27 protein-coding genes and 1 pseudogene are annotated in these 23,806 nt (G+C 60.7%); 13 read left to right on the top strand and 15 right to left on the bottom strand.

Annotated features, from left to right (window positions below; translation table 11 throughout):
* The first annotated feature begins 108 nt into the window (after window positions 1-108).
* On the top strand, window positions 109-594 hold the full coding sequence (locus tag J3A71_RS12205) for a DUF2165 domain-containing protein (protein ID WP_016487738.1): 486 nt from the start codon (window positions 109-111) through the stop codon (window positions 592-594).
* A 45-nt stretch (window positions 595-639) separates the two neighbouring features.
* Entirely contained in the window at window positions 640-1,356 is a 717-nt protein-coding gene (locus tag J3A71_RS12210) for an SDR family oxidoreductase (RefSeq protein WP_096426262.1), read from the top strand.
* 268 nt (window positions 1,357-1,624) lie between these two features.
* Here J3A71_RS12210 and istB read toward each other — a convergent pair whose 3' ends face one another.
* Window positions 1,625-2,380 (bottom strand): IS21-like element ISPpu7 family helper ATPase IstB, encoded by a 756-nt coding sequence (gene istB, locus J3A71_RS12215; RefSeq protein ID WP_045107743.1) that lies wholly within the window; start codon window positions 2,378-2,380, stop codon window positions 1,625-1,627.
* Window positions 2,381-2,397: 17 nt separating this feature from the next.
* On the bottom strand, window positions 2,398-3,912 hold the full coding sequence (gene istA / locus J3A71_RS12220; RefSeq protein ID WP_209952938.1) for an IS21 family transposase: 1,515 nt from the start codon (window positions 3,910-3,912) through the stop codon (window positions 2,398-2,400).
* Window positions 3,913-4,324: 412 nt separating this feature from the next.
* On the opposite strand from istA, the gene J3A71_RS12225 reads away from it, so the two are divergent.
* Window positions 4,325-5,131 (top strand): HNH endonuclease, encoded by an 807-nt coding sequence (locus J3A71_RS12225; protein ID WP_102667834.1) that lies wholly within the window; start codon window positions 4,325-4,327, stop codon window positions 5,129-5,131.
* Window positions 5,132-5,229: 98 nt separating this feature from the next.
* A complete protein-coding gene (locus J3A71_RS12230) occupies window positions 5,230-5,784 on the top strand; it encodes a GNAT family N-acetyltransferase (RefSeq protein ID WP_096426260.1) in 555 nt (184 codons plus the stop codon).
* Window positions 5,785-5,844: 60 nt separating this feature from the next.
* Here J3A71_RS12230 and J3A71_RS12235 read toward each other — a convergent pair whose 3' ends face one another.
* From J3A71_RS12235 to J3A71_RS31750, 3 genes are all read right to left on the bottom strand, one after another.
* Window positions 5,845-6,108, bottom strand: a complete 264-nt coding sequence (locus J3A71_RS12235) for a DUF3077 domain-containing protein (protein ID WP_016487735.1) — start codon at window positions 6,106-6,108, stop codon at window positions 5,845-5,847.
* Window positions 6,109-6,269: 161 nt separating this feature from the next.
* Complete coding sequence (locus J3A71_RS12240; RefSeq protein ID WP_096426259.1) at window positions 6,270-6,512, bottom strand: hypothetical protein; 243 nt, start codon at window positions 6,510-6,512, stop codon at window positions 6,270-6,272.
* A gap of 481 nt (window positions 6,513-6,993) precedes the next feature.
* Complete coding sequence (locus J3A71_RS31750) at window positions 6,994-7,173, bottom strand: hypothetical protein (RefSeq protein WP_016487733.1); 180 nt, start codon at window positions 7,171-7,173, stop codon at window positions 6,994-6,996.
* Window positions 7,174-7,387: 214 nt separating this feature from the next.
* Here J3A71_RS31750 and J3A71_RS12250 point away from each other — a divergent pair, with 214 nt between their 5' ends.
* Window positions 7,388-8,104: a hypothetical protein gene (locus tag J3A71_RS12250; RefSeq protein ID WP_096426258.1), complete on the top strand. Its 717-nt coding sequence runs from the start codon at window positions 7,388-7,390 to the stop codon at window positions 8,102-8,104.
* A gap of 239 nt (window positions 8,105-8,343) precedes the next feature.
* Here the strand turns inward: J3A71_RS12250 and J3A71_RS12255 are convergent, their stop codons facing one another.
* Entirely contained in the window at window positions 8,344-9,507 is a 1,164-nt protein-coding gene (locus J3A71_RS12255; protein WP_016487731.1) for an AAA family ATPase, read from the bottom strand.
* Window positions 9,508-9,713: 206 nt separating this feature from the next.
* On the opposite strand from J3A71_RS12255, the gene J3A71_RS12260 reads away from it, so the two are divergent.
* The 3 genes from J3A71_RS12260 to J3A71_RS12270 are packed head-to-tail and all read left to right on the top strand — an operon-like array spanning window position 9,714 to window position 11,166.
* The gene (locus J3A71_RS12260) at window positions 9,714-10,127 is read left to right on the top strand and encodes a DUF393 domain-containing protein (RefSeq protein ID WP_096426257.1); all 414 of its coding nucleotides are present in this window, start codon (window positions 9,714-9,716) and stop codon (window positions 10,125-10,127) included.
* Complete coding sequence (folE, locus tag J3A71_RS12265; protein ID WP_016487730.1) at window positions 10,112-10,672, top strand: GTP cyclohydrolase I FolE; 561 nt, start codon at window positions 10,112-10,114, stop codon at window positions 10,670-10,672. Before J3A71_RS12260 ends, folE begins: the two co-directional genes overlap by 16 nt.
* A 35-nt stretch (window positions 10,673-10,707) precedes the next feature.
* Window positions 10,708-11,166: a DUF3429 domain-containing protein gene (locus J3A71_RS12270; RefSeq protein WP_096426256.1), complete on the top strand. Its 459-nt coding sequence runs from the start codon at window positions 10,708-10,710 to the stop codon at window positions 11,164-11,166.
* Between the two features lie 23 nt (window positions 11,167-11,189).
* On the opposite strand, the gene J3A71_RS12275 is transcribed toward J3A71_RS12270, so the two are convergent.
* From J3A71_RS12275 to galB, 3 genes are read right to left on the bottom strand one after another with little or no spacing between them, the layout of a single operon-like run.
* A complete protein-coding gene (locus J3A71_RS12275) occupies window positions 11,190-12,275 on the bottom strand; it encodes a 4-oxalomesaconate tautomerase (protein ID WP_096426255.1) in 1,086 nt (361 codons plus the stop codon).
* A 2-nt stretch (window positions 12,276-12,277) separates the two neighbouring features.
* Window positions 12,278-12,994: a 4-carboxy-4-hydroxy-2-oxoadipate aldolase/oxaloacetate decarboxylase gene (locus J3A71_RS12280; RefSeq protein ID WP_016487727.1), complete on the bottom strand. Its 717-nt coding sequence runs from the start codon at window positions 12,992-12,994 to the stop codon at window positions 12,278-12,280.
* Window positions 12,991-13,767 carry a 4-oxalmesaconate hydratase gene (gene galB, locus J3A71_RS12285; RefSeq protein ID WP_146018908.1) on the bottom strand — a complete coding sequence of 259 codons (777 nt, stop codon included), beginning with the start codon at window positions 13,765-13,767 and terminating at the stop codon, window positions 12,991-12,993. Before galB ends, J3A71_RS12280 begins: the two co-directional genes overlap by 4 nt.
* Before the next feature lie 118 nt (window positions 13,768-13,885).
* Between galB and J3A71_RS12290 the strand changes: the two genes are divergently transcribed.
* Entirely contained in the window at window positions 13,886-15,079 is a 1,194-nt protein-coding gene (locus J3A71_RS12290; RefSeq protein ID WP_096426253.1) for a LysR family transcriptional regulator, read from the top strand.
* 43 nt (window positions 15,080-15,122) lie between these two features.
* On the opposite strand, the gene J3A71_RS12295 is transcribed toward J3A71_RS12290, so the two are convergent.
* The gene (locus tag J3A71_RS12295; protein ID WP_016487724.1) at window positions 15,123-16,385 is read right to left on the bottom strand and encodes a gallate dioxygenase; all 1,263 of its coding nucleotides are present in this window, start codon (window positions 16,383-16,385) and stop codon (window positions 15,123-15,125) included.
* Between the two features lie 21 nt (window positions 16,386-16,406).
* Window positions 16,407-17,756, bottom strand: a complete 1,350-nt coding sequence (locus J3A71_RS12300; RefSeq protein WP_096426251.1) for an aromatic acid/H+ symport family MFS transporter — start codon at window positions 17,754-17,756, stop codon at window positions 16,407-16,409.
* Between the two features lie 343 nt (window positions 17,757-18,099).
* Between J3A71_RS12300 and J3A71_RS12305 the strand changes: the two genes are divergently transcribed.
* Window positions 18,100-18,300, top strand: a complete 201-nt coding sequence (locus tag J3A71_RS12305) for a DUF1737 domain-containing protein (protein ID WP_096426250.1) — start codon at window positions 18,100-18,102, stop codon at window positions 18,298-18,300.
* Here J3A71_RS12305 and J3A71_RS12310 read toward each other — a convergent pair.
* On the bottom strand, window positions 18,297-19,679 hold the full coding sequence (locus J3A71_RS12310; protein WP_016487721.1) for a PLP-dependent aminotransferase family protein: 1,383 nt from the start codon (window positions 19,677-19,679) through the stop codon (window positions 18,297-18,299). The two genes, J3A71_RS12305 and J3A71_RS12310, sit on opposite strands and share 4 nt — an antisense overlap.
* 121 nt (window positions 19,680-19,800) lie before the next feature.
* Here J3A71_RS12310 and J3A71_RS12315 point away from each other — a divergent pair, with 121 nt between their 5' ends.
* A complete protein-coding gene (locus J3A71_RS12315; protein ID WP_209952940.1) occupies window positions 19,801-20,670 on the top strand; it encodes a DMT family transporter in 870 nt (289 codons plus the stop codon).
* Window positions 20,671-20,690: 20 nt separating this feature from the next.
* Here J3A71_RS12315 and J3A71_RS12320 read toward each other — a convergent pair whose 3' ends face one another.
* Window positions 20,691-20,888: an autotransporter domain-containing protein gene (locus J3A71_RS12320; RefSeq protein ID WP_096426249.1), complete on the bottom strand. Its 198-nt coding sequence runs from the start codon at window positions 20,886-20,888 to the stop codon at window positions 20,691-20,693.
* Between the two features lie 49 nt (window positions 20,889-20,937).
* Here J3A71_RS12320 and glsB point away from each other — a divergent pair, with 49 nt between their 5' ends.
* Window positions 20,938-21,846, top strand: a complete 909-nt coding sequence (glsB, locus tag J3A71_RS12325) for a glutaminase B (RefSeq protein WP_096426248.1) — start codon at window positions 20,938-20,940, stop codon at window positions 21,844-21,846.
* Here the strand turns inward: glsB and J3A71_RS12330 are convergent, their stop codons facing one another.
* The gene (locus tag J3A71_RS12330) at window positions 21,847-22,539 is read right to left on the bottom strand and encodes a LysR substrate-binding domain-containing protein (RefSeq protein WP_245353513.1); all 693 of its coding nucleotides are present in this window, start codon (window positions 22,537-22,539) and stop codon (window positions 21,847-21,849) included.
* A gap of 48 nt (window positions 22,540-22,587) precedes the next feature.
* Window positions 22,588-22,770, bottom strand: a pseudogene (locus J3A71_RS31400) (LysR family transcriptional regulator); the annotation flags it as partial.
* Window positions 22,771-22,908: 138 nt separating this feature from the next.
* Here J3A71_RS31400 and J3A71_RS12335 point away from each other — a divergent pair.
* Window positions 22,909-23,733 (top strand): phytanoyl-CoA dioxygenase family protein, encoded by an 825-nt coding sequence (locus J3A71_RS12335; RefSeq protein ID WP_096426246.1) that lies wholly within the window; start codon window positions 22,909-22,911, stop codon window positions 23,731-23,733.
* The last annotated feature ends 73 nt before the right edge of the window (window positions 23,734-23,806 follow it).

Genomic DNA, 23,806 nt, shown 5'->3' on the forward strand with positions numbered 1-23,806 from the left:
TGGCAGCCTTATTGGAAAACCGGTATTGACCTCAAGTTAAGTCGGGGTTTTAGAGTGGCGTCCGGATGCTCTCGCTGCTTTCGGAAACGAACTCACAAAGGACCAGCAATGGACACTCCGACGTCACTGCTGATTTTTCAGATCACCTGCTGCATTGGCTTTAGCCTGTGGCTGAGTATAAGCCTGATCAACAACCTGCAGGCCTTTGCCAGCTCAGCCGGGGCGATCGGGGAGACCATGTCGATGGCGCCGCTGGCCCAACCTCCCGGAATCAGCCTCCCTCTGCTGGTGCGAGCGATGACCCCTCACGCCATCCATCGCTTGGCCTTGTCGATCATAGTGCTGACACAGGCAGCCGCCGTTCTCGCGGCCTGGATCGGGTGCTACGAACTGCTGCTTGGCGCCGGCTTGGAGGTGGCGCGGCCCTGGTTGAACTTGGCCTCGAGCGCAACGCTCAGGTTCCTGCTTGCGATGCTGCTGGGCGGGATATGGTTCGGGTACTGGATGCGCCAGGAAGTGTTGCAACTGACCCATCTGCTGATGATGGTCTGGATCCTGCTGCACTCAGTCGTACTGAATGTGCGGTGGAGTTGAACGGCCCAGTGAACCTCGGAGCATTTCAGCTAAAAGGAGCAACAGATGAAGATGATGATCGTAGGCGCCGGCAGAGGGTTGGGCCGGGCTTTGCTCGAAGGGCTCGGCAAGCCAGGGGACACGCTGATCGGCGTATCACGCAAACAGCCGTCAGACTTGGCCCTTGCCCCGGGCATCGATCTGCACTGGATCGATGCCGACCTTGCCAAGCCAACGGCGGCTGTGGCACAGATCGCGGATCGGACTCCTGCCGATCTGGATGTCCTGATCTACAACGTTGGCATCTGGGAAGAACACGCCTTCAGCGATCACTATGCATTCCTTGACGACAGCGACGAATCGATCACCAGGCTGGTCGAGGTGAATATCACGGCCACGCTGCTTCTGCTCAGGCGGCTAGTGCCCAAGTTGCTTGGTGCGCTCCGGCCGCAGTTGATCCTCACCGGTTCGACCTCAGCTCTTCGTCAGAGTGGGCGCCCGGAGGTAGCGTTCGGCGCCTCAAAGTTCGCCCTCAACGGCATGGCTGATGCACTGCGCGAAGGTTTCAGGGATGACAACCTGGCGGTGACCGTGCTTCACCTGGGTTATCTGAATACCGACGACTCCCTGAACACGCCATTGGCGCAAGCCGCAGCACGTGGCGAGCGGCGCCAGGTACCGGTGCATGATGTGGTCACCATGGTCGACGCGCTGTTGCGCTTGTCCGGGGCTTCGTTCGTACGGGAGCTGATCTTGCCGGCTATCGGCGATGAGCGCTTCTGACGCCAAAGCTGCCATCAGCCCTCAAGTTTGGTGGCTGTGCTGCCGTCGGTACTCGCCCGGTGTCATGCCTCTTCAGGCTCGAAGCGCGCAGGAAAGAAATGGAATTCATAAACTCAACCAGAAACGCGATTTCCCCTGGGTGCGGATTCCACGCCATCCGGCCACCCAGTCCACGCTCATCTGGCCAGGCATTCCACGGCCATCTGGCCACCTGTTCCACGGCCATCCGGCCGGGCAGTCGGAGCGCAGCGACGCAGGGGTGGCATTGTTAGTCTGAGGTGCCCGGCGTCGTCAATTTCTGCGTCCGTTTGCGCATTGATTCACCCTTCAGATTGATCCGATAAGCGTTGTGCACCAGGCGGTCGAGGATGGCGTCGGCCAGGGTCGGGTCGCCGATCAGCTCGTGCCAGTTGTCCACCGGCATCTGGCTGGTGACGATGGTCGAGCGCTGGCCGTAGCGGTCGTCCAGTAGCTCCAGCATGTCGCGCCGCTGTTCGGCGGTGAACGGGGCCAGGCCCCAGTCATCGAGGATCAGCAGGTCGGTCTTGGCGTAGCTGCTCATCAGCTTGGCGAAGCGCCCGTCGCCATGGGCCAGGCCCAGCTCTTCCAACAGGCGCGGCAAGCGCAGGTAACGCACGCTGTAGCCCTCTCGGCAGGCCTGGTGGGCCAGGGCGCAGGCCAGCCAGGTTTTACCGACACCGGTGGGGCCGCCGATGATCAGGTTGAGGCCGTCGCGCAGCCACTGGCCACTGCTCAGTTGCAGGATCAGCGCCTTATCCAGTCCGCGCGGGCTACGGTAGTCGATGTCTTCGAGGCAGGCGTTGTGCTTGAGCCGGGCCTGGCGCAGGCGGCTGCTCAGGCGCTTGTCATCGCGTTCGGTCAGCTCGCGGTCGACCAGCAGGCCGAGGCGTTCCTCGAAGCTCAGGCTGTCGATGTCTGGGGTTTTCAGTTGTTCGTTCAGCGCCTTGAGCATGCCGTGCAGGCGCAGGGTTTGCAGCTTGTCCAGGGTCGGATGGGGCAGCATGGTGAGTTTCCTTGTGTTCAGTGGTAGTAGCCGGGGCCGCGCAGGTTGGCGTGGTCGTCCGGCAGCAGCGGCAGGTTGGCTTGAGCCAGCGGCAGGCTTTCCAGGCCCTGGCGCAGGATCGATTCGAGGCTCTTGTAGCTGCACGCGCCGAGGCTGAGGGCGCGTCGGCAGGCCAGCTCCAAGCGCACTTCGCCATGAGTCTTGCCCAGGCGCAGGATGCCCAGGCAGGCCCGGTAACCCTGCTGCGGATGGATGCACCGCTCGAGGATGTGGCTGATCACGCCGGCGGTGTTCGGCCCGGTCTGCTCGGCCCAGCGGATCAGCCGCTGCGGCGTCCACTCGGCATGCTCGCGATGGCTCTTGGGCATGTGCTCGGCCTGCGTGCTGTGCCGGCCCTTGTGCATTGAGCGCAGGTGGCTGGCCACTCGCTGGTTGGCGTGGAAAAACTCGACGGTGCGCGCCGTCAGGCGCACCTCCAGCTGCTTCTTCACCAGTTGATACGGCACCGAGTAGTAATGCCCATCGACCTCGACGTGGTAGTCGATGTGCACCCGCGCCTTCTTCCACTCGGCGTAGACGTAGGGTTGCTCCGGCAGGGGGCGCAGCGCCGGACGATCCAGAGCTTCGAAGGCCGACTGCCGGGAGCCCGGCAGCTTGCGAAACGGTCGTCGGTTGAGCCTGTCCAGCAGCGCCGCGATGGCTGTGTTGAGTTCGTCCAGGGAGAAGAACTGGCGGTTCCTCAGCGCGGCGAGGATCCAGCGCTCGACCACCTGCACGCCGACCTCGGCCTTAGCCTTGTCGCGCGGCTTACGCGCCCGCGCCGGCACCACCGCCACGCCATAATGCTCGGCCAGATCGCGGTAGCTCGGGTTGATGTCCGGCTCGTAGCGATGGCTCTTGCTCACCGCGCTGCGCAGGTTGTCCGGCACCACGATCTCCGGCACGCCGCCGAGGAAGGCGAAGCAACGGGTATGCGAGCCTAGCCAGTCCGGCAGCTGCTGCGACCAGGTGGCTTCGGCGAAGGTGTAGCTGGACGCGCCAAGCACCGCGACGAACACCTGCGCCTGGCGGATCTCGCCGCTGTGGCGGTCGATAACCGGCACCGTCTGGCCGGCATAGTCGACGAACAGCTTCTCGCCGACGCGGTGCTCCTGACGCATCACCACGTCCAGCTTGCCCTGCCAGGCTCGGTAGTGCTCACAGAACCAGCTGTACTGAAAGCCCTGAGGCTGGCTCAGGCGGTACTCCTGCCAGAGCAGCGCCAGGGTTACGCCGGGGCGGCGCAGTTCGGCATGCACCCATGCCCAATCGGGTAAAGGCCGCTTCTCACTGGCAACCGCCGGGGCCGGCGGGAACAGTTGCTGCTCCAACTCGGCATCGGACAACGAACAGGGCCAACTGAGACCGCTGGCGGCAAAACGATTGAGGTAGTCGCCGACGGTGACACGACCGACCTGCACGCTGACCGCAATCTGGCGAGCCGATAGTCCGACCTCGAACTTGAGACGTAGTACTTCGCGAATCTTACGCATGGATAAACGCTCCACGACGACCTCTCTGCTTCGAAAAAGAGGTCGATGGTAGTGAAGAAATCCTGCGTTACTGCCTGCCCGGTTGAGTGGCCGGATGGCCGTGGAATCAGTGGCCGGATGCGCGTGGAATGGGTGGCCGGATCACCGTGGAATCGGTGGTCAGATGCTCATGGAATGGGTGGCCAGATGACCGTGGAATCCGCACTGGGGACAGGTTTGAGCGAAACGGCCTGTAGCCGTGCCGTTTCGTCTTCTTTTGAATCGAGAGCTACGCAAAACCACCCCTGCAGAGAGTTCGCTTGAGCGGTTAGGGCGACTGTGATCACGCCGGAATGGTGTCCTTTTTCCACTGCGCTGTAGGAAAATCCCTCTTTTTTGATAGGCTTCTGCCGTCAGTCGAGAGGAAAATGGAATGCCCGTCGTCATCGTTGAAAACGATACATCACAGTGGGAAGACCAGACAGGCGCTGTCTATCACTTCCCCAAGCGTTACCAAACCTTGCTCGCTCAGGGAACCGAGGTTGTTTACTACAAAGGGCGTATCAAAGATAAAGCCTTTGCCTCGGTCCGTCTGAGTGCCAATCCGCACTATTTTGGCAAGGCACGTATAGGCAAGGTCTACGCAGATAGCAGTAGTAATAAGGGTGATCTTTTTGCTTTGATTGAAAATTTCACTCCATTTGAAAGCGCTGTTCCCGCCAAAATCGACGGCGCGTACATGGAGACTATCCCCGGCAGCCGCGCGAGTAACTACTGGCGTGACGGGGTTCGGCTCATTTCTCAGTCTGATTACGACGCTATCTTAAGCCACGCGAAGCTTTTAGATCCGCGGTTGGATACTGCTCTACCGCAGTCAGAAGACGATCCGATTACATTTGAATCGTCTAATGAAGGCAGCAAGACAAGCTACTTTGGAAGCCGATACGAACGCCGGAAAGATCTTAGGATTAAGGCCATCGCTATTCACGGGCTTGACTGCAAAGCATGCGGTTTTGATTTCGAGCAGGCTTACGGCGAATATGCAAAGGGCTTCATTCACGTTCATCACGTAGTACCTATCTCGAAATTTGGTGGAGAACAGGCTGTGAATCCTGAGACAGACCTCGTAACGTTATGTGCCAACTGTCATGCGGTAGTCCACCGCAAGCGCGACATGACCCTCAGTGTCGATGAGCTGAAAGGCATGTTACGCGGACGATGGGTCATCGAACCTCAGTAGGCATACACATCCAAGCGTACCCGGGATATAGCCTAGCTACAGCGTTCAATCCAATAATATGAGTATCTTCTGACACGGCAATAGCTCTCGCTGAAGCAATGCACAATGGAGGTGGTATGCTCTTTGTTCGCCCTGTAGCAGCATCTGATTGGCGATCTTATCGGGATCTACGTCTGCGGGCCCTACGTGACTCTCATGAGGCGTTCGCGAGTACTCACGAGCGCGAATCAGTCCGGGCCGACGATGATTGGCGAGCCCGCGTATCAGCCGTCGCTAGCTCCAGCACTGCTCAAGCTTTCTTCGCTCATTGGAATAATGAGGCGTGTGGCTTGGTGTGGTGCAAGGCATCCGACGTTGAGTCAAGCGTTGTCGAGATTTTCCAGATGTGGGTTGCGCCTGATGCACGTGGGCTCGGAGCCGGGAGTGCCTTGCTTGAGAGGGCTATCACATGGGCTGAAGATCGCGGTGCGGCATGTGTCCGTCTTGGTGTGACGATTGCAGATCGCCCGGCGATGCACTTGTACAAAGCGAGCGGATTTCATGCAGCCGGTGCACCGGAGCCTTTGCGTGAAGGTTCGGCTTTGATGTCGCAATCGATGGAGCTGAATCTTGGATCACGTCTAGCAAGAAAGGGGCAGGGGCTAGGTCGTTGAGTCGCCTTCAAAACCGGAAGTCCCATAGGTCTTGAAGGCACCCAGTCAATGATGAGTCATTCAGCGCATCATCCCCAGCTCCGCATCATCCATCAGCGCTTTGGCCAAAGCGCAAAGGTAGTGGGAGGCCCAAATCAGCTGTGGCTTGTCTTCCATCAAGCCATCCAAGGTCATATCCCTTGCGTAGCCCATCAGCTCTGATGCTTGTTCCCGCGCGCTCTGGCAAGGGATACCGGCTTCAATGCGAAACAGCGGATGGGTCTGGTTTTCACCCTGATAGAAGGTGGTTTTGCCGACGGTGAATGTGGTTTCTTCTGTGGACATTGTTCAATCTCCCCGAAATCTCTAGTGCCTGGGCTGGCCTCTCGCCGGCAAGCCAGCTCCCACAAGTGCTGCATAGGCTTCACGGTCTGCGGCCTTGCACACATCAATGTCGGGGCTCGGCTTGCAGGCGTTTGGTTTCTGAGCGACACATCATTTAGGCTTCAGTGCAAAGTACTAGGCTCGGTGGGCATCTGCACCTGGATCAGTGCGGACTCAAGCAAAGCTCGCAGCGTCTCCAGTTCATGCATCGAGGCCATCATCAGAATCGACGCTGGTGACTTGGGCTGTAGCAGCATTGCCTGATGCACAACGGTCGCCGCGCATAGCGCGTAGTCCGTGGCTTGGATGAGGGTGTCTTCAAGGCAGAGAGTATTTTGGGGTGGATCTGGGACTATCTTCAGCATGCTTACGCTCCAACAATGGTTGAGCTGCTATCCACTTCGCTGTCAAACGGGAGGGTGGCAGCTGTACGCGGGTTGACAGACCGAGATTGTTGGCACTCGGCGCACACGAGGGTGCCCGCACGTACAGCCGCCATAAGCGTTTGCACACGGACAACAATCGACGGTCTGTCAAAACCGGTCGCTGAATTGGCAGCGACCGGTCGAGACTAGGGCTGACTATTTCCATGTGCAACGAAAAACAGGCGCGAGGAGTATCTTTGGGAAATGGCCTACAAGGAAGGGGTTATTTCTGATTTTTCGACCCGCTGCCGTTCCTCAAGACGTCGACAGGAAACAGGCGGGCAAAAGAAAGCCCGCCGAGGCGGGCTAAGTACTATCACGTAGGGATAGCTTGATACTGCCCAAGCCACTGTGAAAATGGGGTGAAAGAAAAGTCCCCAGAATGTGATCAGCCAGCGACGTTAGCGGGGCCTTGCGCCCTTTACAGCTGGGCTTTGTGCCGCTGGTAGCGCTGAAAACGGGTAACAGCGATCTGGACGGCAGCTGCCACGAGGCACAGCAGGCCGATTTTCCAGCTGCCCTCCAGGCCGTAATGCTCGGCGATTTTTCCAGTGAGTAGGACGCTAACGAAGATGGCGAAAGGCAGGATCAATTTGTTCATCGGGTCTTCCAGCAGGCTGCAAATGGCTTGGGTGAGGATGCGGTCACCCAGCGGAAATGCCGCGATCTTAGCAAATCTGCTACCGGCTTTGTGGTCACATCCCCAGCGGCTGCAAGGTCTGCTGTCTGTAGCGCGATAATAGCAAAGGGGCAGCATGGACTTCCGCCGTTCGGCGCTCGAAACTGATCCACTCTCATCTCGACCAGGGCAGGTCATGAATAACCTGAAACGGACCACCTCTCTCATCCTACTGCTGGCAGTGGCTTCGTTAACCGCTTGCGTCCCTTGGAAACGCGAGCGTGCCGCCTACGCGGACCTCTGCGAATCCCAGTTCCAGTTCAAGGTGCCAGGGCCGCAGGGTGAGACCACGCTTTACCTGGAAACCTACCTCTACGACCACGCCGCCCTATGGGGCGAAAAGCCCTACAAGCAAGCCCTGTACGTGCAGTACCCGGGCGAGAAGTACTCGCGGCAGGAATTTTATGTGCAAATGGTCGCCTACAACAAAGACCGTCAGCGCCCGTCGACTGGTTCCAAGCGTGGCGAGCCGCCGATACCGGTGCTGTACGACAGCCGTCAGGCTTACATTACCTTTGAAGACGGTTCGCGGCTGAATGCACGGCCCGAGGTGTACGTGGGCGTTAACGAGACCTACGACTTTCCGTTGGTAAATGAGAAGACCGCCCGGCCATCGCCGTACGACATCAACAGCGATGAAGTGCACCGGATGATTCCCAAGATGACCAACAACAAGCGCTATGGCTCGGCGTATGTGATTTTCCAGACGGACAAGTTCGATGCGGACTCCAAATGGACGATTCATCTGGGGGCACTGGATGTGCAGGGCCGCAAGGTGGAGATTCCGCCGCTGAAGCTCTGCTATCACCCGGTGAAGAAATGGATTGGGATTGAGCCGCTGATGAGGCCTTAAGGGTATTTCCGAAATGGGCCGGGGTGGGGCCGGGCCTGAGGTCGGCCAGCTATGGCCAATGGGGCCGCTTCGCGGCCCATCGCAGGCAAGCCAGCTCCTACAGCTGGCGGGGTGGGGCAGGGCTTGATGTTGGTCAGTTATGGCCAATGGGGCCGCTTTGCGGCCCATCGCAGGCAAGCCAGCTCCTACAGGTGCGGTGCATGGCTTGCTTTTGGGGCTTGAGGCTTGGGCAGCCGTGGTCAGTCAACCCACCGCCACAGGGGCTCGTCCAGCAAACCCACCCCTCGCAACTGCGTTTGCCCGTGGTGCTTCTCAAGCTCCAGCACATTGCACCCGTCGCACGCGGTCAATGCGTCGATCAGCGGCTTGCTGTGCGACACCACCCACACCTGGCTACGTTGGGAAGCGCGGATGATCAGGCGGGCAAGCGCAGGGAGCAGGTCGGCATGCAGGCTGGTTTCCGGTTCGTTCAGCACCATCAGTGACGGCGGGCGTGGTGTCAGCAGCGCCGCCATCAGCAACAGGTACCTCAAGGTGCCATCCGATAATTCAGCAGCCCCTAACGGGCGCAGCAGCCCATGCTGGTGTAGCCGCACGCTGAACAGCCCGCCCGGCGGTGCATCGATCGCCAGGCGGCTGCCGGGAAACGCGTCGTCCAGCGCCGCTACCAGGTCTTCGACATCACCTATCTCGATAATGGTCTGCAGCGCCGAAGCGAGGTTGCGGCCGTCGTGATGCAACACTGGCGACCGGGTACCCAGCTGTGGCTGTCGGCAAGGCGCGTCGCGGTCGATGCGAAAGTGGTCGTAGAACCGCCAGCTGTTGATGAACGCGCGCAGCTCACCAATCTCTGGCGCCTGGCGGGGCCGGCCGACGATGTTGAAAAAGCTTTCGCCGCTGTCGGCATGCTGATCGAGCACCGCCCAGCTGCGGCCCTCGCGGGCGCGCACCAGGGCGTTCTTGCGCTCGACCAGCAATGAAGCGGGCCGGTAGGCGCCAGCGCCCCAGATGGCCTCGCACTTTATCTCAGGGTCGAGCATGAACGCGGTTGGATACGGCAGGGGAATCGGCAGGCCGAGGGAGATGGCAAAACCGAAATGCTCGGTGGCAAAGCCCAGGCGCAGGCGCCTGGCTTCGCTCGGGTGCTGGCCTTGGATGGGCACTTCGCCGCGCCTCATCCGTGCGCTGGTTTCCGGGCCAGCCCACCAGGTCGAATCCAGCCCGCCTTCACGGGCCAGGGCTTCGATCACGCCGCCCTGGGCGGTTTCGGCCAGCAGGCGCAGGGCTTTGTACAGGTTGGATTTGCCGCTGCCGTTGGCACCGGTCACCAGGTTGAGTTGGCCTAACGGCAACACCAGGTGGTTGATCGAGCGGTAGTTGCCGATGGCGAGGGTGGTGAGCATGCGGTGCGTCCCAGCTTGACTGAGGGAGCGATTGTGGCCGAACTGCACCTGGCTTACTACCGCTCAACACGGCTGCGGGGGAGGGGCATGCACCCATCAAAAGCCGTTCCGCTTGGCTGCCGTCACCGAAAGTTGTCACGGCCATTGCGAAATTCCTGGTTTCGGCTAACTTGTACAAAAACCTGTACAAGCATGAGAGGTTGTACATGTCTTGCAAGTGGCCCTTCACGCTGTACTTTGACGGCGCCTGCCCATTGTGCGCTCGGGAGATAGCCTTTCTGCGCAGGCAATCGACCGGGGCAAAGCTCATCCTGATGGACATCAGTGATGACGATTTCGATCCGGCAGCATTGGGCTTGACGGTTGAGCAACTGAGGTCGTGCCTGCATGGAAGGTTCGCGAGCGGGCACTGGGTTACAGGCTTGGACGCCACCTTGTGGAGTTGGCGTGCTGCCGATGTGGGGATGTGGGTCGCGCCACTGGCCTGGCGTCCGCTACGTCCCCTGTTTTCGGTGCTTTACAGACTGTTCTGCCGTTTGAGGCCACACTTGGCCTGGCTACCACATCCCGCTGGCGGGCACCGCTGTAGCGGTGAGGAGTCCAAATGTCACATTCGTTAGCCGAGCACTATCATGAAATCCTGGTCGGTATTGGTGAAAACCCCCAGCGCGAAGGGCTCCTGGACACACCCCAGCGTGCGGCCAAAGCGATGCAGTACCTGTGCAACGGGTATGCGCAGAATCTTCACGAGGTCGTTAACGGTGCTTTGTTCGAGAGTGAAAACGATGAAATGATTGTGGTGCGCGACATCGAACTCTACTCCTTGTGCGAACACCACCTGTTGCCATTCATTGGCAAGGCGCATGTCGCGTACCTGCCAACAGGGCGCGTGTTAGGGCTTTCCAAGGTTGCACGCGTGGTGGACATGTTCGCCCGTCGTTTACAGATACAGGAAAACCTCACGCGGCAAATTGCGTATGCCGTGCAGGAGGTCACAGATGCCGCAGGGGTAGCGGTCGTGATCGAAGCCAAGCATATGTGCATGATGATGCGCGGTGTAGAGAAGCAGAACTCGGTGATGATGACATCCGTGATGTTAGGTGAATTTCGCGACGCCCCGTCGACGCGGCACGAATTCCTTAACCTCATTGGACGACACAATTGACACCCGGTCCTGAACCGCTGCGAAGGGGCGCCCAGATGAATACCGATGCTACTGCTTTATCTCCAAGCCGCTTCGCTGTCCTGGGGTACGGCGGTGTGCTGCCGTTTATTGGTTTGACGTTGCTCATCTTTTTTGGGGCTGAATATCGAGCGTTTTTCTCGATGATGCTGGTGGGCTATGGCGCGGTGATATTGAGCTTCGTCGGTGCCCTGCACTGGGGGTTCGCCATGACGTTGCAGGGGTTGCCCGCAAAGCAGCGTCAAGACCGACTGGTGTGGAGTGTCATACCGGCCCTGATCGGTTGGGTTGGCACGTTGCTGCCTGTGCCATTGGGGTGTCTGGTGTTGACCTTTGGTTTTATCGGCCATCTTTGGCAGGACCACAAACTGGCGCAAGCGGTGCCTGGGTGGTATCTGCCGATGCGCGTGCAGCTCACTGCTGTAGCGAGCCTCTGTTTGCTGATCAGTGGACTTGCGGTATCCCTTCATTTTTGAAACCCCAAGCCACCCTTGATGAGTCACTTCTCCGGCCCACCCCAAATATCTGTCCCGATGCACACAACCCCGTCAAATAACAAACGCGCCGTTCTCACCAACCCGCACCCTTTGATCACGCCATGTTCCAGGCTGATTTCCACCGTAAATTCCCCACTCGGATGCTCCACCGCCAAACGCTGACGATCACCGCCTGGCGTGCGGGCAAGGCCCTGTGCAACCGACCGTTCAATCAAGCAGGCCGTAGCGACACTCACCGCACCAAACACCCCGATGGACGCATGGCAACGGTGCGGGATGAACGAGCGCGTATTGACCGTGCCGCCGTTGCGCGGTGCCGACAGCAGGCACATTTTCGGCACATTGCGCTGGCTCACATCACCCAGGTTCATGCGTGGGCCCAGGTGCAGGCGGATAGCCTCCAGGCGTGTTTTCAGGGCGCTGTCGGCCTCCAGCGTTTCGCAAGGCTCGTAGCCCGTCACGCCAAGGTCTTCGGCACGCAGCAGCACTACCGGCATGCCGTTGTCGATGCAGGTGACTTCCAGCCCATCGACACGGTCGCGGCTGTTGCCGGTGGGCAGCAGGGCTCCGCAGCTGGCGCCGGCCACGTCGGCAAACGTCACCACCAGCGCCGCCGCCCGGCCCGGCACCCCATCAATGTGGGTATCGCCGGCGTACTCCACTTGGCCATCGGTGGTCGGCACCTGGGCGATGGCGATCTGCCCGGTGTTTTCCATGAAGATGCGCACCGGTGTGCTCGCGCCGCTGGCGGTCACCAGGCCGCGCTCGAGGGCGAACGGCCCTACGCCGGCCAGGATGTTGCCGCAGTTCTGCCCATAGTCCACCCGTGCCTCGTCCACCACCACCTGAGCGAACAGGTAGTCGACGTCGGCGTCATCGCGCTGCGAGGCGCGGATGATGGCGACTTTGCTGGTGAGCGAGTCGGCGCCGCCGATGCCGTCAATCTGCCGGGCATCGGGCGAGCCCATCACCGCCAGCAGCACCCGGTCACGCAGCGGGCCAGGGGCGGGCAGGTCGTCATACAGAAAATAGGCGCCCTTGGAGGTGCCGCCGCGCATCAGCAGGCAGGGGATGCGGGTCTGGCCCATGTTCAGCCTTCCAGGTCTGTGAGGTGGTCGACATAATGCAAACCCTTCGCCGCCAGGCGCGGTCGCATCTCATAAATATCCAGGCCAAGCTCGCCGGCGGCCAGGCGCTGGCGTTTGCGTTCTTCCAGGTCGGCGCGCTGGGTGGCGGCATCGAGTACCGCCTGGGCTTCGCCATGGCGCACCACCACGACACCGTCGTCATCGGCCACCACGATGTCACCGGCCTTTACCAGCTGCCCGGCACACAGCAGTGGCAGGTTCACCGAGCCCAGCACTTCCTTCACGGTGCCCTGGGCGTTGATGGCGCGGGACCACACGGCAAAGCCCATGTCGCGCAGTGTCTGGCTGTCGCGCACGCCCGCATCGATCACCAGGCCGCGCACGCCGCGGGCCTGGAGCGAGGTCGCCAGCAGGTCGCCGAAATAGCCATCGCTGCACGGCGAACTGGGCGCCACCACCAGCACGTCGCCCGGGCGGCACTGCTCCACGGCAACATGGAACATCCAGTTGTCGCCAGGGGCCACCAGCACGGTTACCGCGCTGCCGGCCACGGTCACACCCTGCTGGATGGGGCGCACGGCAGTGTTGAGCAGCCCCTTGCGACCTTGGGCCTCATGCACCGTGGCGACACCCAGCCGGCCCAGGGCATCAATCATGTGTGGCTCAACGCGCGGGATATTACGCACCACGATGCCGGTCTTGCCGATCAGCCCGCTCATGCCAGGTTCTCCGTCACACGCGGGAACACGCTCTGCAGGCCTTCGGCGTAGACGATGTTGCGTGCACTGGCGATGCCCACGTTGCGCTTGGCCTGCACGCCGCGCTGCAGGGCCACGCGGGTGTAGTACTCCCAGAGGTGTTCCTGGCCGGCCATGCACTGGATGGCGGCATACTTTTTGTCCCACACCGAGGTGATGTCCAGGAAGGTGTCCGGGCGCCATTCACACTGTTCGGGCTGGTGCGGCTCAAAGGCGTACACCGGCGGTGCGCCCACGATCTTCTCGCCCGGCTTGTAGCCTTCAGCCTGCGCGATAATGCGGGCTTCCTGGGCCAGGTGCATGGCCAGCGGGTGGTCGTAGTTGTAGGGGTCTTTAAGGGAGTGGCTGAGCACGAACTCCGGTTGGACCCGGCGATACACATCGGCCAGGCGGAACAGGGTGTCCTTGTCGGCGCGCATCGGGTAGTCGCCGATGTCAAAGAACTCCACGCTGGCACCGAGGATTTCGGCCGCCGCCATGGCCTCTTCACGGCGGGCGTCCTTGACCTTGGCTTCGTTCATTTCACCCTTGCGCCACAGCTTGGCAGACTCACCACGCTCACCGAAAGACAGGCAAACCACGTGCATGGCATAGCCTTGCTCGGCGTGCAGCGCAATGGCGCCACCGGCACGCCAGACAAAGTCGGCCGAATGTGCGCTGACCACCAGGGCGGATTTTTGTGGGGTATTCATTGCTTGTTGGCTCCTGCAGTGGGGGTTGGCGCAGGATGTCATTGGCCTGTGCAGGGCACTAATGCATTCATTTGCAACGGCTATGCGTTTTATTTATTGCCGGGCAAGCGGGGTAGAGGCATAGTCGCCGCAGTCACGAGCCGAGCGCCGGGGAACCTTCATGATCGACGTCGAACTGCCCAACCTGATGCAAGTACGCGCGTTCATCCGGGTAGCCGAGCTGGGCAGCGTGTCGCGGGCGACGCAGGTGTTGTTCCGTGCTCAGTCCGTGGTCACCCGCGCCATTGCCGAGTTGGAGGCGCGCTTTGCCGTGCCCCTGTTCGAGCGCCATGCCAATGGCATGCGCCTGACCGACTACGGCGAGTGCCTGCTGCCGCGTGCACAGCGGGTGTTGGCTGAACTGGACGGCGTGCCGAGTTTGCTGGGCACCGCGCAGGGCGAGCCCCTCTACCTGTTTCAGGCGCGGCGCCTGCAGGTGTTCGTGAAACTGTGTGAAACACGGCACATGCAAACCGTGGCGCGGCACTTCGGCCTTAGCCAGCCGGCCGTCAGTGCTGCTTTGAAGGTGCTCGAAGGCGGGTGCGGGCAGCCCTTGTTCGTGCGTACGTCGCGCGGCCTGCAGCCCACTGTGGCCAGCCGGGACATTCTGTTCCCCATACGCCGGGCGCTGAACGAGTTGCGCCTGCTGGACAGTGACCTCAGCGCGATGCAAGGCACCCTGCGTGGGGTGGTGCACGTGGGCGCGTTACCATTGGGCCGCTCGCGCATTCTGCCGGATGCCATTTTACGCTTCACTGCCCAGCATCCCCAGGTTCGGGTGGTGACCAACGAAAGCCCGTTCGACCTGCTGGCAACCGAGCTGCGGGTAGGGGATGTGGATTTTGTGCTGGGCGCCTTGCGGCCTTACGACTATGCCAGCGACCTGGTGGGCGAGCCGCTCATCAACGAGGAAATGGTGCTGCTGGCCCGTCGGGGGCATCCGCTGTTGCACACCCACCTGACGCTCCAGGGCGTGCACCAGGCGCGCTGGGTGTTGCCGCGGGCCGGCTCGCCTGCGCGCCAGCTGCTGGACAACTGCTTTGCCGCCGCCGGCCTGGCAGCGCCGTGGCCGGTGGTGGAAAGCGCTGATCTGGCGGTTATCCGTGGCCTGTTGGTGCGTTCGGACATGCTGGCAGCGGTGTCTGCGCACCAGCTGGCCTACGAGATTGCCAGCGGCGAACTGCAACGCCTGCCGCTGGCCCTGCCCGGTACCGCCCGCGCCATCGGCCTGATTCAGCGCAGCGGCTGCCTGCAATCGCCGGCGGCGGTTGCGCTAATGGCTTGTATCCGCCAGGTCATCACTGAGCAGGCGTAAGCCCAGGAGGGTGCCTTGTAGCAGGCTCAGCGGGCTGCATTAGTCAGTTGGGCGCTTTGCCGGCCACCGAGTAGCGAACCTGCTGGTTACGGGTTTTCATGAAGTCTTCGATGCTCTGCCCGCGCATGGCGGCGTAAATATCCAGGTTGGACACACCCAGCACGGCACCCAGCTTCTCCAGCACGAAGAAGATCACCCCGTAGTGGATCAGCCCACGCCAGTCGCGGCGGCGCAGCAAGTCGCTTTCTTCTTCGCTCAGGCCTGCCTCGCTGTACAGCGCTTCGGGCTCGCTGAGGAAGCGCTGGCGCCAGTGAGGCTCGATCATGCGATGCAAGAACTTGTTCAGGCGGTAGCCTTTGGCACTGCGCTCCAGGGTGTAGGGGTAGGTGCCTTCAAGCTGCTGCGCCCCAGCCAGCTGATGCTGCATGTGCTGGCGGTGGCGTTCGTTGACCGGCGCCGGCAGCGCCTGGTCGCGGTTTTCCAGCAGCAGGGTGGCGATGCCGGTCATCGACGGCAGGTAGTAGCTTTGGTGCTTGCGCTCAACATTGGCAGACAACGCGCCGCGCATGATCAGCCAGGTGATCACCTCGGCGCCTTCCATGCCCCCGAGCGTGGCGTACTCGGCCAGCGTCATCTCGGTAAGGCGCTGCGGGTCATTTACCAGCAGGTCAAGGAACTGCGCGTCCCACTCCGGGTTGTTGAAGCCGCAACGCTCGCCATGCACCTGGTGCGACACCCCGCCGGTGGCGACGATCGCCACCTTGAGGTCCTCGGGGTAGCTCTCGATGGCGCGGCGCAGCGCCTGGCCCAGTTTGTAGCAGCGCCGCGCCGTGGGTATCGGCAGTTGGAGTACGCCGACCTGCAGCGGCACGATCTGTACGGGCCAGCTTTCATCACAGGGCAGTAGCGCCGACATGGGCGAGAAGAAGCCGTGGTCCAGCGGCTTGTCGCGGAAAAAGCTCATGTCGAACTCATCGGCCATCAGGCTCTGGCCGATGTGCCGTGATAGCGCCGCATGGCCGCCTACTGGCGGCAGGTCCCGTGGGTTGCCCCCTTCATCGGCCACGCCGTATTGCTCGTCTACACCCAGGGTGAAGGCACTGTAATGATCAAAGAAGAACGAGGTGACGTGGTCGTTGAAGATGTAGAAGAGTACGTCCGGCTGGCGCTGCTGCAACCACGTGCGAATCGGCTCGAAGCTTTCGAAGATCGGCGCCCAGGCGGCTTCTTCCTGTTTGTCGTGGTCGACTGCGAAGCCGATGGTTGGGGTGTGGGAGACGGCCAGGCCACCAATGATACGAGCCATGTGAAGGTCCTCTTTTACAGGTTACGGCGCGGTTACTGCGGGTGTCGCGCGCAGCCGGGCGTGGCCGTTGGCCAGGATCGCCAGGGCGGCGGCGAATGCCGGCAGGCCGAGGAGGGTGAACAGCAGCGGCAGGCCCAGCCCCAGGCTGAGCACGGCACCACCGATGAGGGAGCCGAAAATGGCCCCGAAGCGCCCGATACCGAGCATCCAGCTTACACCTGTGGCGCGGAACTCGGTCGGGTAGTAGCCAGGGGCGAAGGCGTTAAGGCCGGTCTGCGCGCCGCTCATGCAGAACCCGGCAGCCGCCACGCCCACCACCAGCAGGCTCGACTCCAGGCTCAGGGCGCCCAGTGAGACGATGCAAAGGCCGCCCAAGGCGTACGCGATGGCGATGGCCCGGTTGGGGTTGTGTCGGTCCATGATCCAGCCGACCACGATTGCACCCACTGCACCGCCGATCTGGAACAGGCCGGTGATGGTGGCGGCGCGCTCGATGGACAGCCCGCCATCACGCAGCAGGGTCGGCAACCAGCCCATGGTCAGGTAGATCACCAGCAGGCCCATGAAGTAGGTCAGCCACAGGGCCAGGGTGCCAAACCGGTAGCGCTCGCTGAACAGCTGCCGGGCCGGCGCCTTGTGCTGCGTGGTTGGCTCACTGACGGTAAAGCGGGTGCCGGCAGCGAAGCGGCCGCCGAGTTTGGCCAAGGCTGCCGCAATCTGGCTGGCCGGTGCCTGGCGTGCAGCAAGGAAGCGGGCGGACTCTGGCAGCAGCCACCACAGCAAGGGCAGCAAGGCCAGTGGCAGCAGGCCGCCGGCCAGCAGTACCGATTTCCAGCCGTGATGAGGGATCAGCCAGGCGGACAAAAAACCGCCCAGGCCCGAGCCCATGTTGAAGCCGGTGAACATGATGGTGATCATCAGCGAGCGGTTGCGTGTGGGCAGGTATTCGGCGAGCAGGGTAGTGCAGTTGGGCATGGCCGCACCCAGGGCAATGCCGGTCAGCAGCCGCAGCACGGCCAGCTCATACGGGTTGCGGGCGAAGGCGCAGGCCAGGCTCAACAGGCTGAAACCGCTGACCGCAACCAGCAGCACTTTCTTGCGGCCCAACCGGTCGGCGTACGGGCCGGCGGTCAGTGCGCCGATGGCAAGGCCGACCATGCCGGCACTCATCACCGGGCCAAAGGCGGCGCGTGACAGGCCCCAGTCCTGCATCAGCGAAGGCGCGATAAACCCCATGACGGCGACGTCGAAGCCATCGAACAGCACGATCAGGAAGCACAGCGACAGGAGCAGCCACTGGTAGGCAGCAAGGGGGCGGTTATCGATCCAGTCTTTGACATCGATAGGGGCATCGACAGGCGGCTTGGGCATGCGTGGTCACCTTTGTTCTTGTATTGGTGTGAATTGCGCCGGGTTGCGGTAGGGCTTCCAGAGCGCTACGGCCCAGCAGCAATCACCCCGCCGGACTACGGCGTGAGGGCGACTCTAATCCCATGGCCCAGCCAGCGCCTGCGGGATTTCTTTAATGAGATATCTAATTTTTTTATCGCGGGCGTCGTAGCATTAAGGCGTACGTTAGCTTTATTGTCTGCATCTTTAGCCGCGTCCTAGCCTGTAAAGGTCTGGACAGGTTGGAAGTGAACTGGCGCGTAGCGGTGGCCTGGCAGTTGGCAGTACTCTTGAAGAACACACCACTTCTGCATGGTCCGAACAGATGACTCAACCACCGGATGGGCTGCCGATTTACCGAGTGCTGACTGGCCCCGATGACGCTTCCTTTTACCATAGGGTCAGTGATGCCTTGAAGCTGGGGTATCAACTTCATGGCTCGCCTGCACTCACGTTCAATGGCAAAAATGCGATCGTGGCGCAGGCTGTTATCTGGCCTGAGGCACGGAATGGGGCCGGCGACTAACCACTCAGGGCCCGTTTCAACACGTCGTAGATTCTGGCATCACCCGATTGAGCAACGTTAAAGCGGAGAAAGTCACCCGCAGTCATGGACTGGCTAAAAGCATTTCCGGGCGCCAGCACTACCCCGTCATTCAGACAGGTTCTGGCCAGGGTTGCTGCATCCTTGCCTTGAGGCAGTTGGCACCAGACGTACAGGCCTGCCTTGGGAATTATCCAGGGTTTGATCCCAATGGCCTGAAGCCTCGCTACTGTCTTGTCCATTGCCTCGGCCAACCGAAGGCGCACACTCTCCATGTGTTTTCGGTAGCCGCTATCGGTAATAGCGTGATGGATGATGTCCGCGGCCAACCGTCCTCCTCCGAATGTAGTCGCAATCTTGAGGTCGACCAGGCTCTCGATCCATTCACCACGCGCAGCAATGTAGCCGCATCGAACCGAAGCGGAGATGGTCTTGGAAAAGCTGCCTATCTGGATGACACGAGAGAGGCCATCGAAGGCAGACAGCCGTGGCGCGGGATTGGTCTCGAAATCCCCGAAGATGTCGTCCTCGACAATCACGAGGCTAGAGGTATCGGCCAGTTTTAGCAGCCTGTGCGCGGTGACCGGCGACAGGGTGGCTCCGCTGGGGTTGTGGATGCCGGAATTTGTTATGTACAGCCGGGGCGCGTGCGCGAGCAGGGCGGCGCCGAACGCATCGATGTCCGGGCCCGTGGCTGTGTAGGGGACGCCAACAATCTTCACCCTGTGCGCTTTCAATAATGCGTGAAAGTTGAAATAGCAGGGGTCGTCCACCAGCACAGTGTCGCCCGGTTCCAGCAGAAAACGGCACACCAGGTCAATGGCGTGAGTGCCGGACTCCGTGAGCATGATCTGTTCCAGAGGGGCTTCGATCCCGGCGGCTGCCAGTCGTCGCGACAAGAATTGCCTGAGGGGCGGATGCCCAAGGGGAGAAGCGTACTCAGTCAACTTCGCAGTATCAGAGCGGGCAACCGTTCGAAGGGCTTTTCGCATGCCAGCTTCGTACATCCAGGAGGGAGGTAGCCACCCGCACCCTGGCTTCAATGCATCGCTGGAGGTTTCAAGGGCCTGGCGCGAGATCCACAGCGGGTCTACCTCCCGATCAAGCTTGGGGCCAAGGTCGGTCAGTGCCAATGGCGCCACTGGCCCGGCTACGTAAAAGCCTGAACCAGGACGGGAGCTGAGTACACCCTGTGCCATCAATCGCTCATAGGCTTCAAGCACGGTGGATACCGATACCTGCATGGTCTGGGCCATGGCGCGGACCGAGGGGATTCTCGCACCTGGCGTGTAGGTGCGAGCGGCGATCCTGGACTGGATCTGACCCATGACAGTTTGAATACGCGTGCCGTTACGTTTCATCGCACCCTCAACTGTGCTGGATTAACATGCATAACAGTTCGGTTTAACTGTATTGGATTGTACGTGGCCCTGGTGAGCCTGTCAGTGATGTACTCAACCCTCGTTTATCGAGGGGTTACCGATGGAAAAATCAACAAGCGGGTGGATCAACGGCTTTATAGGCGTTGCAATCTTTGCGGGCTCGTTGCCGGCAACCCGTGTGGCAGTGGGGGCCTTCGAACCCACGTTTCTGACCTGTGCCAGGGCAACCATTGCCGCCCTGTTGGGGGCGCTTTTTCTGCTCGTGCTTCGGCAGCCGAGACCTGAACGTGCAGATTTGTCGTCATTGGCTATAACAGCGCTCGGCGTTGTCATCGGTTTCCCGCTACTGACTGCACTGGCGCTGCAGCACGTCACCTCTGCTCATTCCATTGTTTTTGTCGGGCTCCTGCCGCTCTGCACGGCAGGGTTTGCCGTTTTACGGGGCGGTGAGCGACCTCGGCCAGGTTTCTGGTTGTTCTCGATCGCAGGTGCCGGGCTGGTCGTTGGCTACGCGTTGATGAATGGGGGAGAGGCGTCGGCGGTGGGCGATCTGCTGATGATGGCGGCGGTGGTTGTGTGTGGGTTGGGTTATGCGGGAGGGGCGCGGCTGTCGAGAACACTGGGGGGGTGGCAGGTGATCAGTTGGGCATTGATTGTGGCATTGCCATTCATGCTGCTGCTGACAATCGCCAATTTCCCAGCGCTAGATGCCTTCGCCAAGGTAAGCGCCCCAGCATGGTTCAGCTTCGGCTACGTTTCATTGTTCAGCATGCTGATCGGCTTTGTGTTCTGGTACCGAGGGCTCGTCCAGGGTGGCATTGCAGCAGTGGGCCAACTGCAACTCTTCCAGCCGTTCATGGGGCTTGGCCTGGCTGCATTGCTGCTGCATGAACACGTCAGCTGGATGATGCTTGTGGTGACGCTCGGCGCTGTCGTCTGTGTTGCCGGGGCCAAGAAATACGCCCGGTAGATGAAGCGTCTTCGTAATACCTAAGTACAAAGACCGCGACCATACCGTTTGATGCCCAGCTTGTGCCGGGTGTAGCCACAGTCTGCGCTCAGGCGCAGGGCATCGCGTTGGGCGCCGGTGCACAGGCCCAGGTGGTAGTAGTCGCTGTGGCCTTTGGCATCGCGGTCGTCGGCATGTGCTTGCCGAATGTGTGATCTAAGCCGCTCAGTCTTCGTCAAGCATGCGACCCCTTACCTACCTCTGAAGGGGATTGAGCCAGGGCCTTTCATGCAAACGCTGTTGAACGAGATTCTTGAAGAAGTACGCCACTTGATCGGCAAGGGCAAAGTGGCTGATTACATCCCTGCGCTGGCCGACGTACCGGCGCAGCAGTTGGGCATCGCGGTCTATAGCAACGATGGCAGCCATTCCTGCGCAGGCGACGCAAGGGTGCCTTTTTCGGTCCAGAGTATTTCCAAGGTGTTCAGCCTGGTCCAGGCAATAGGCCACTCAGGTGAAGCCATTTGGGAGCGGCTTGGCCATGAGCCTTCAGGCCAGCCGTTCAACTCGCTGGTGCAGCTGGAGTTCGAGCGCGGGCGCCCGCGCAACCCGTTTATCAATGCGGGGGCGTTGGTGATCTGCGATATCAACCAGTCACGCTTCGCAGCACCCACGTTGTCGATGCGTGATTTTGTTCGACGGCTTTCGGGCAACCCTCACATTTCAATCGATGCCCGTGTCGCCGATTCGGAATATCAGTTCCGTGCGCGCAACGCTGCCATGGCTTACCTGATGCAGTCTTTTGGTAACTTCCATAACGAGGTCGAGCCGGTGCTGCGCAGTTACTTCAGTTACTGCGCGCTGCAAATGAACTGTCTGGACCTGGCCCGGGCATTCTGCTTCCTGGCCAACGACGGGTTCTGCAAGCACAGCGAAGAGCAAATCCTCACCCGGCGCCAGGCCCAGCAGGTGAACTCGATCATGGCCACCAGCGGGCTGTATGACGAAGCCGGTAATTTCGCCTATCGAGTGGGGTTGCCAGGCAAGAGTGGCGTGGGTGGCGGCATTGTGGCAATCGTGCCGGGGCAATTTACCGTATGCGTTTGGTCCCCCGGGTTGAATGCTGCGGGCAACTCCCTCGCGGGCATGGCGGCGCTGGAGTTGCTGAGTTCACGGATCGGGTGGTCGGTGTTTTGATCAGGGGGCGGGCTCGCCGGTAACGGAGCCTGCTATCTCCTGAGTCAGCCAACCCTTGAACGCCTCCGCGACCGGCGACGGGTGCATGGCGCCTGACTGGGCCAGCACCACTTTTTGGGGTGACACCTCTTCCAGTAATGGCCGGCACAGCAGCGGTGTACCGTCATAACAGTGGTCCCCGGCGGGGCGGGTGCATGACAAGGCAACCCCGTAGCCATGCGCGACCAGGCCGCGTTGCATCTCGAAGGTCTGGGTGTATTGCTGAGTGCGCGGTTGCAGGTTGTGCGCCCAAAACAGTGAAAGGAAATACTCACGCGTTTGCGCGATGTCCTCAAGAATAAGGCATTCCTGGGCCAGTTCATGCAGCGGTATCGCTGCCAGGTGGGCCAGGCGATGGTCCGTAGCGATGAGCGCGTACGGTTTCAACTCAGCCAGTACCTGGCGCGGCAGCGAGGGATCAAGGCCTATGTCGTAAGTAAGCGCAAGCTCTGCTTTACCGGCGCTCAGGTGGCGGTGCACGCCTGCCAGGTCCGTTTCGAACAGCGTTACCTCGACACCGGGGTACTGCTTGCGAAAGCTCGATAGCAGCCGGGGTGCGAAGTAAGGGCCTAAGTCTTGAAAGCAGATAAGCGACAGATTGCCGCGCAGCAAGCCTTGCGCCGAATCGGCGTTCTGATTCATGGCGATGGCCATGCCAATGATATCGCGGGCCTGTGCGAGCAATCGCGTGCCCGCTGACGTCAGCTCCAGGCCACGGCTGACCTGGCGGCGGAAAAGCCGCTCATTCAGTGCCTCTTCAAGTTGGGCAATGGCAACTGACACCGAGGGCTGTGAAACGTGGCGGGCTCTCGCCGCAGCGCTGATGCTGCCGTGTTCGGCCACGGCGACGAAATATTCGAGTTGCCTGAATGAGAACCCTATCATCTTTTCCTATACTCAGGATTAGGAAATATATTCTTTTCCTATTGGTGCCGAAAAGCAATACTCGCCGTGCACCTTGCAGAGTCCGCTTAACATCTGGCAGTGGTGCTGTTGCCCAATAAAAAGACCAAAGGGTGCTTTATGAAACAGTCCGCCGAATTTCAACTCAGCGAAGAAACCATCGAAGCTTTCCAGCGTGAGGGTGCTGTCTGCGTACGTAATCTGTTCACGCCGGAAGAAGTTGCACTGCTCGAAACGGGTATCGAACAGAACCTGAAAACCCCAAGCGAGCGCGCCAAAGTGGCGAGCCGCCCCGACGACCCGGGTTGGTTCTTCGAGGACTTTTGCAACTGGGGCGATATCGCAGCCTATCGCCAGTTCATCTTCGAAAGCCGGGTGGGTAGCGTTGCTGCTCAACTCATGAACAGCGAGACTGCCCGGCTTTATCACGATCACCTGCTGGTCAAAGAGCCGAACACGCGCCAGCGCACGCCTTGGCACCAGGACCAGCCGTACTACAACATCGATGGGCGCCAGAACTGCAGCATGTGGATGCCTATCGATCCCGTCGCCAGGGAGTCCACCCTTGAATTTGTAGCGGGCTCGCACCTCGGACCGTGGCTGATGCCACGCAGCTTCCTCAACAGCCAGGCGCAATGGTTCCCGGAGGGGAGCCTTGCTGACTTGCCGGATATCGAGGCCGATCGCAGTGCCTGGCATATCCTTGGCTGGGAACTCTCCCCAGGCGACGCGGTGTTCTTCCACATGCTGACCTTGCACGCTTCTGGAGGTGTCGGGGGCAACCGCCGGCGCCGTGCCTTCTCGGTGCGTTTCCTGGGCGACGACATCACTCACGCACCGCGCCAGTGGAAAACTTCACCCCAGTTTCCCGGGCTCGAAACACAATTGGCCAGCGGTGCCCAAATGAACCATGAGTTGTTCCCGGTGCTGTGGCCAAGAGCTTGATGATTGAATAAATGCGTGCCTGATTAAAACGCACAGCATCTGCGCTGTGCGGACCTGATAATAAGATCAAGAA

Origin of the sequence: Pseudomonas sp. PvP089 (assembly GCF_017875165.1) — a bacterium.
Lineage (GTDB): Bacteria > Pseudomonadota > Gammaproteobacteria > Pseudomonadales > Pseudomonadaceae > Aquipseudomonas > Aquipseudomonas fortuita.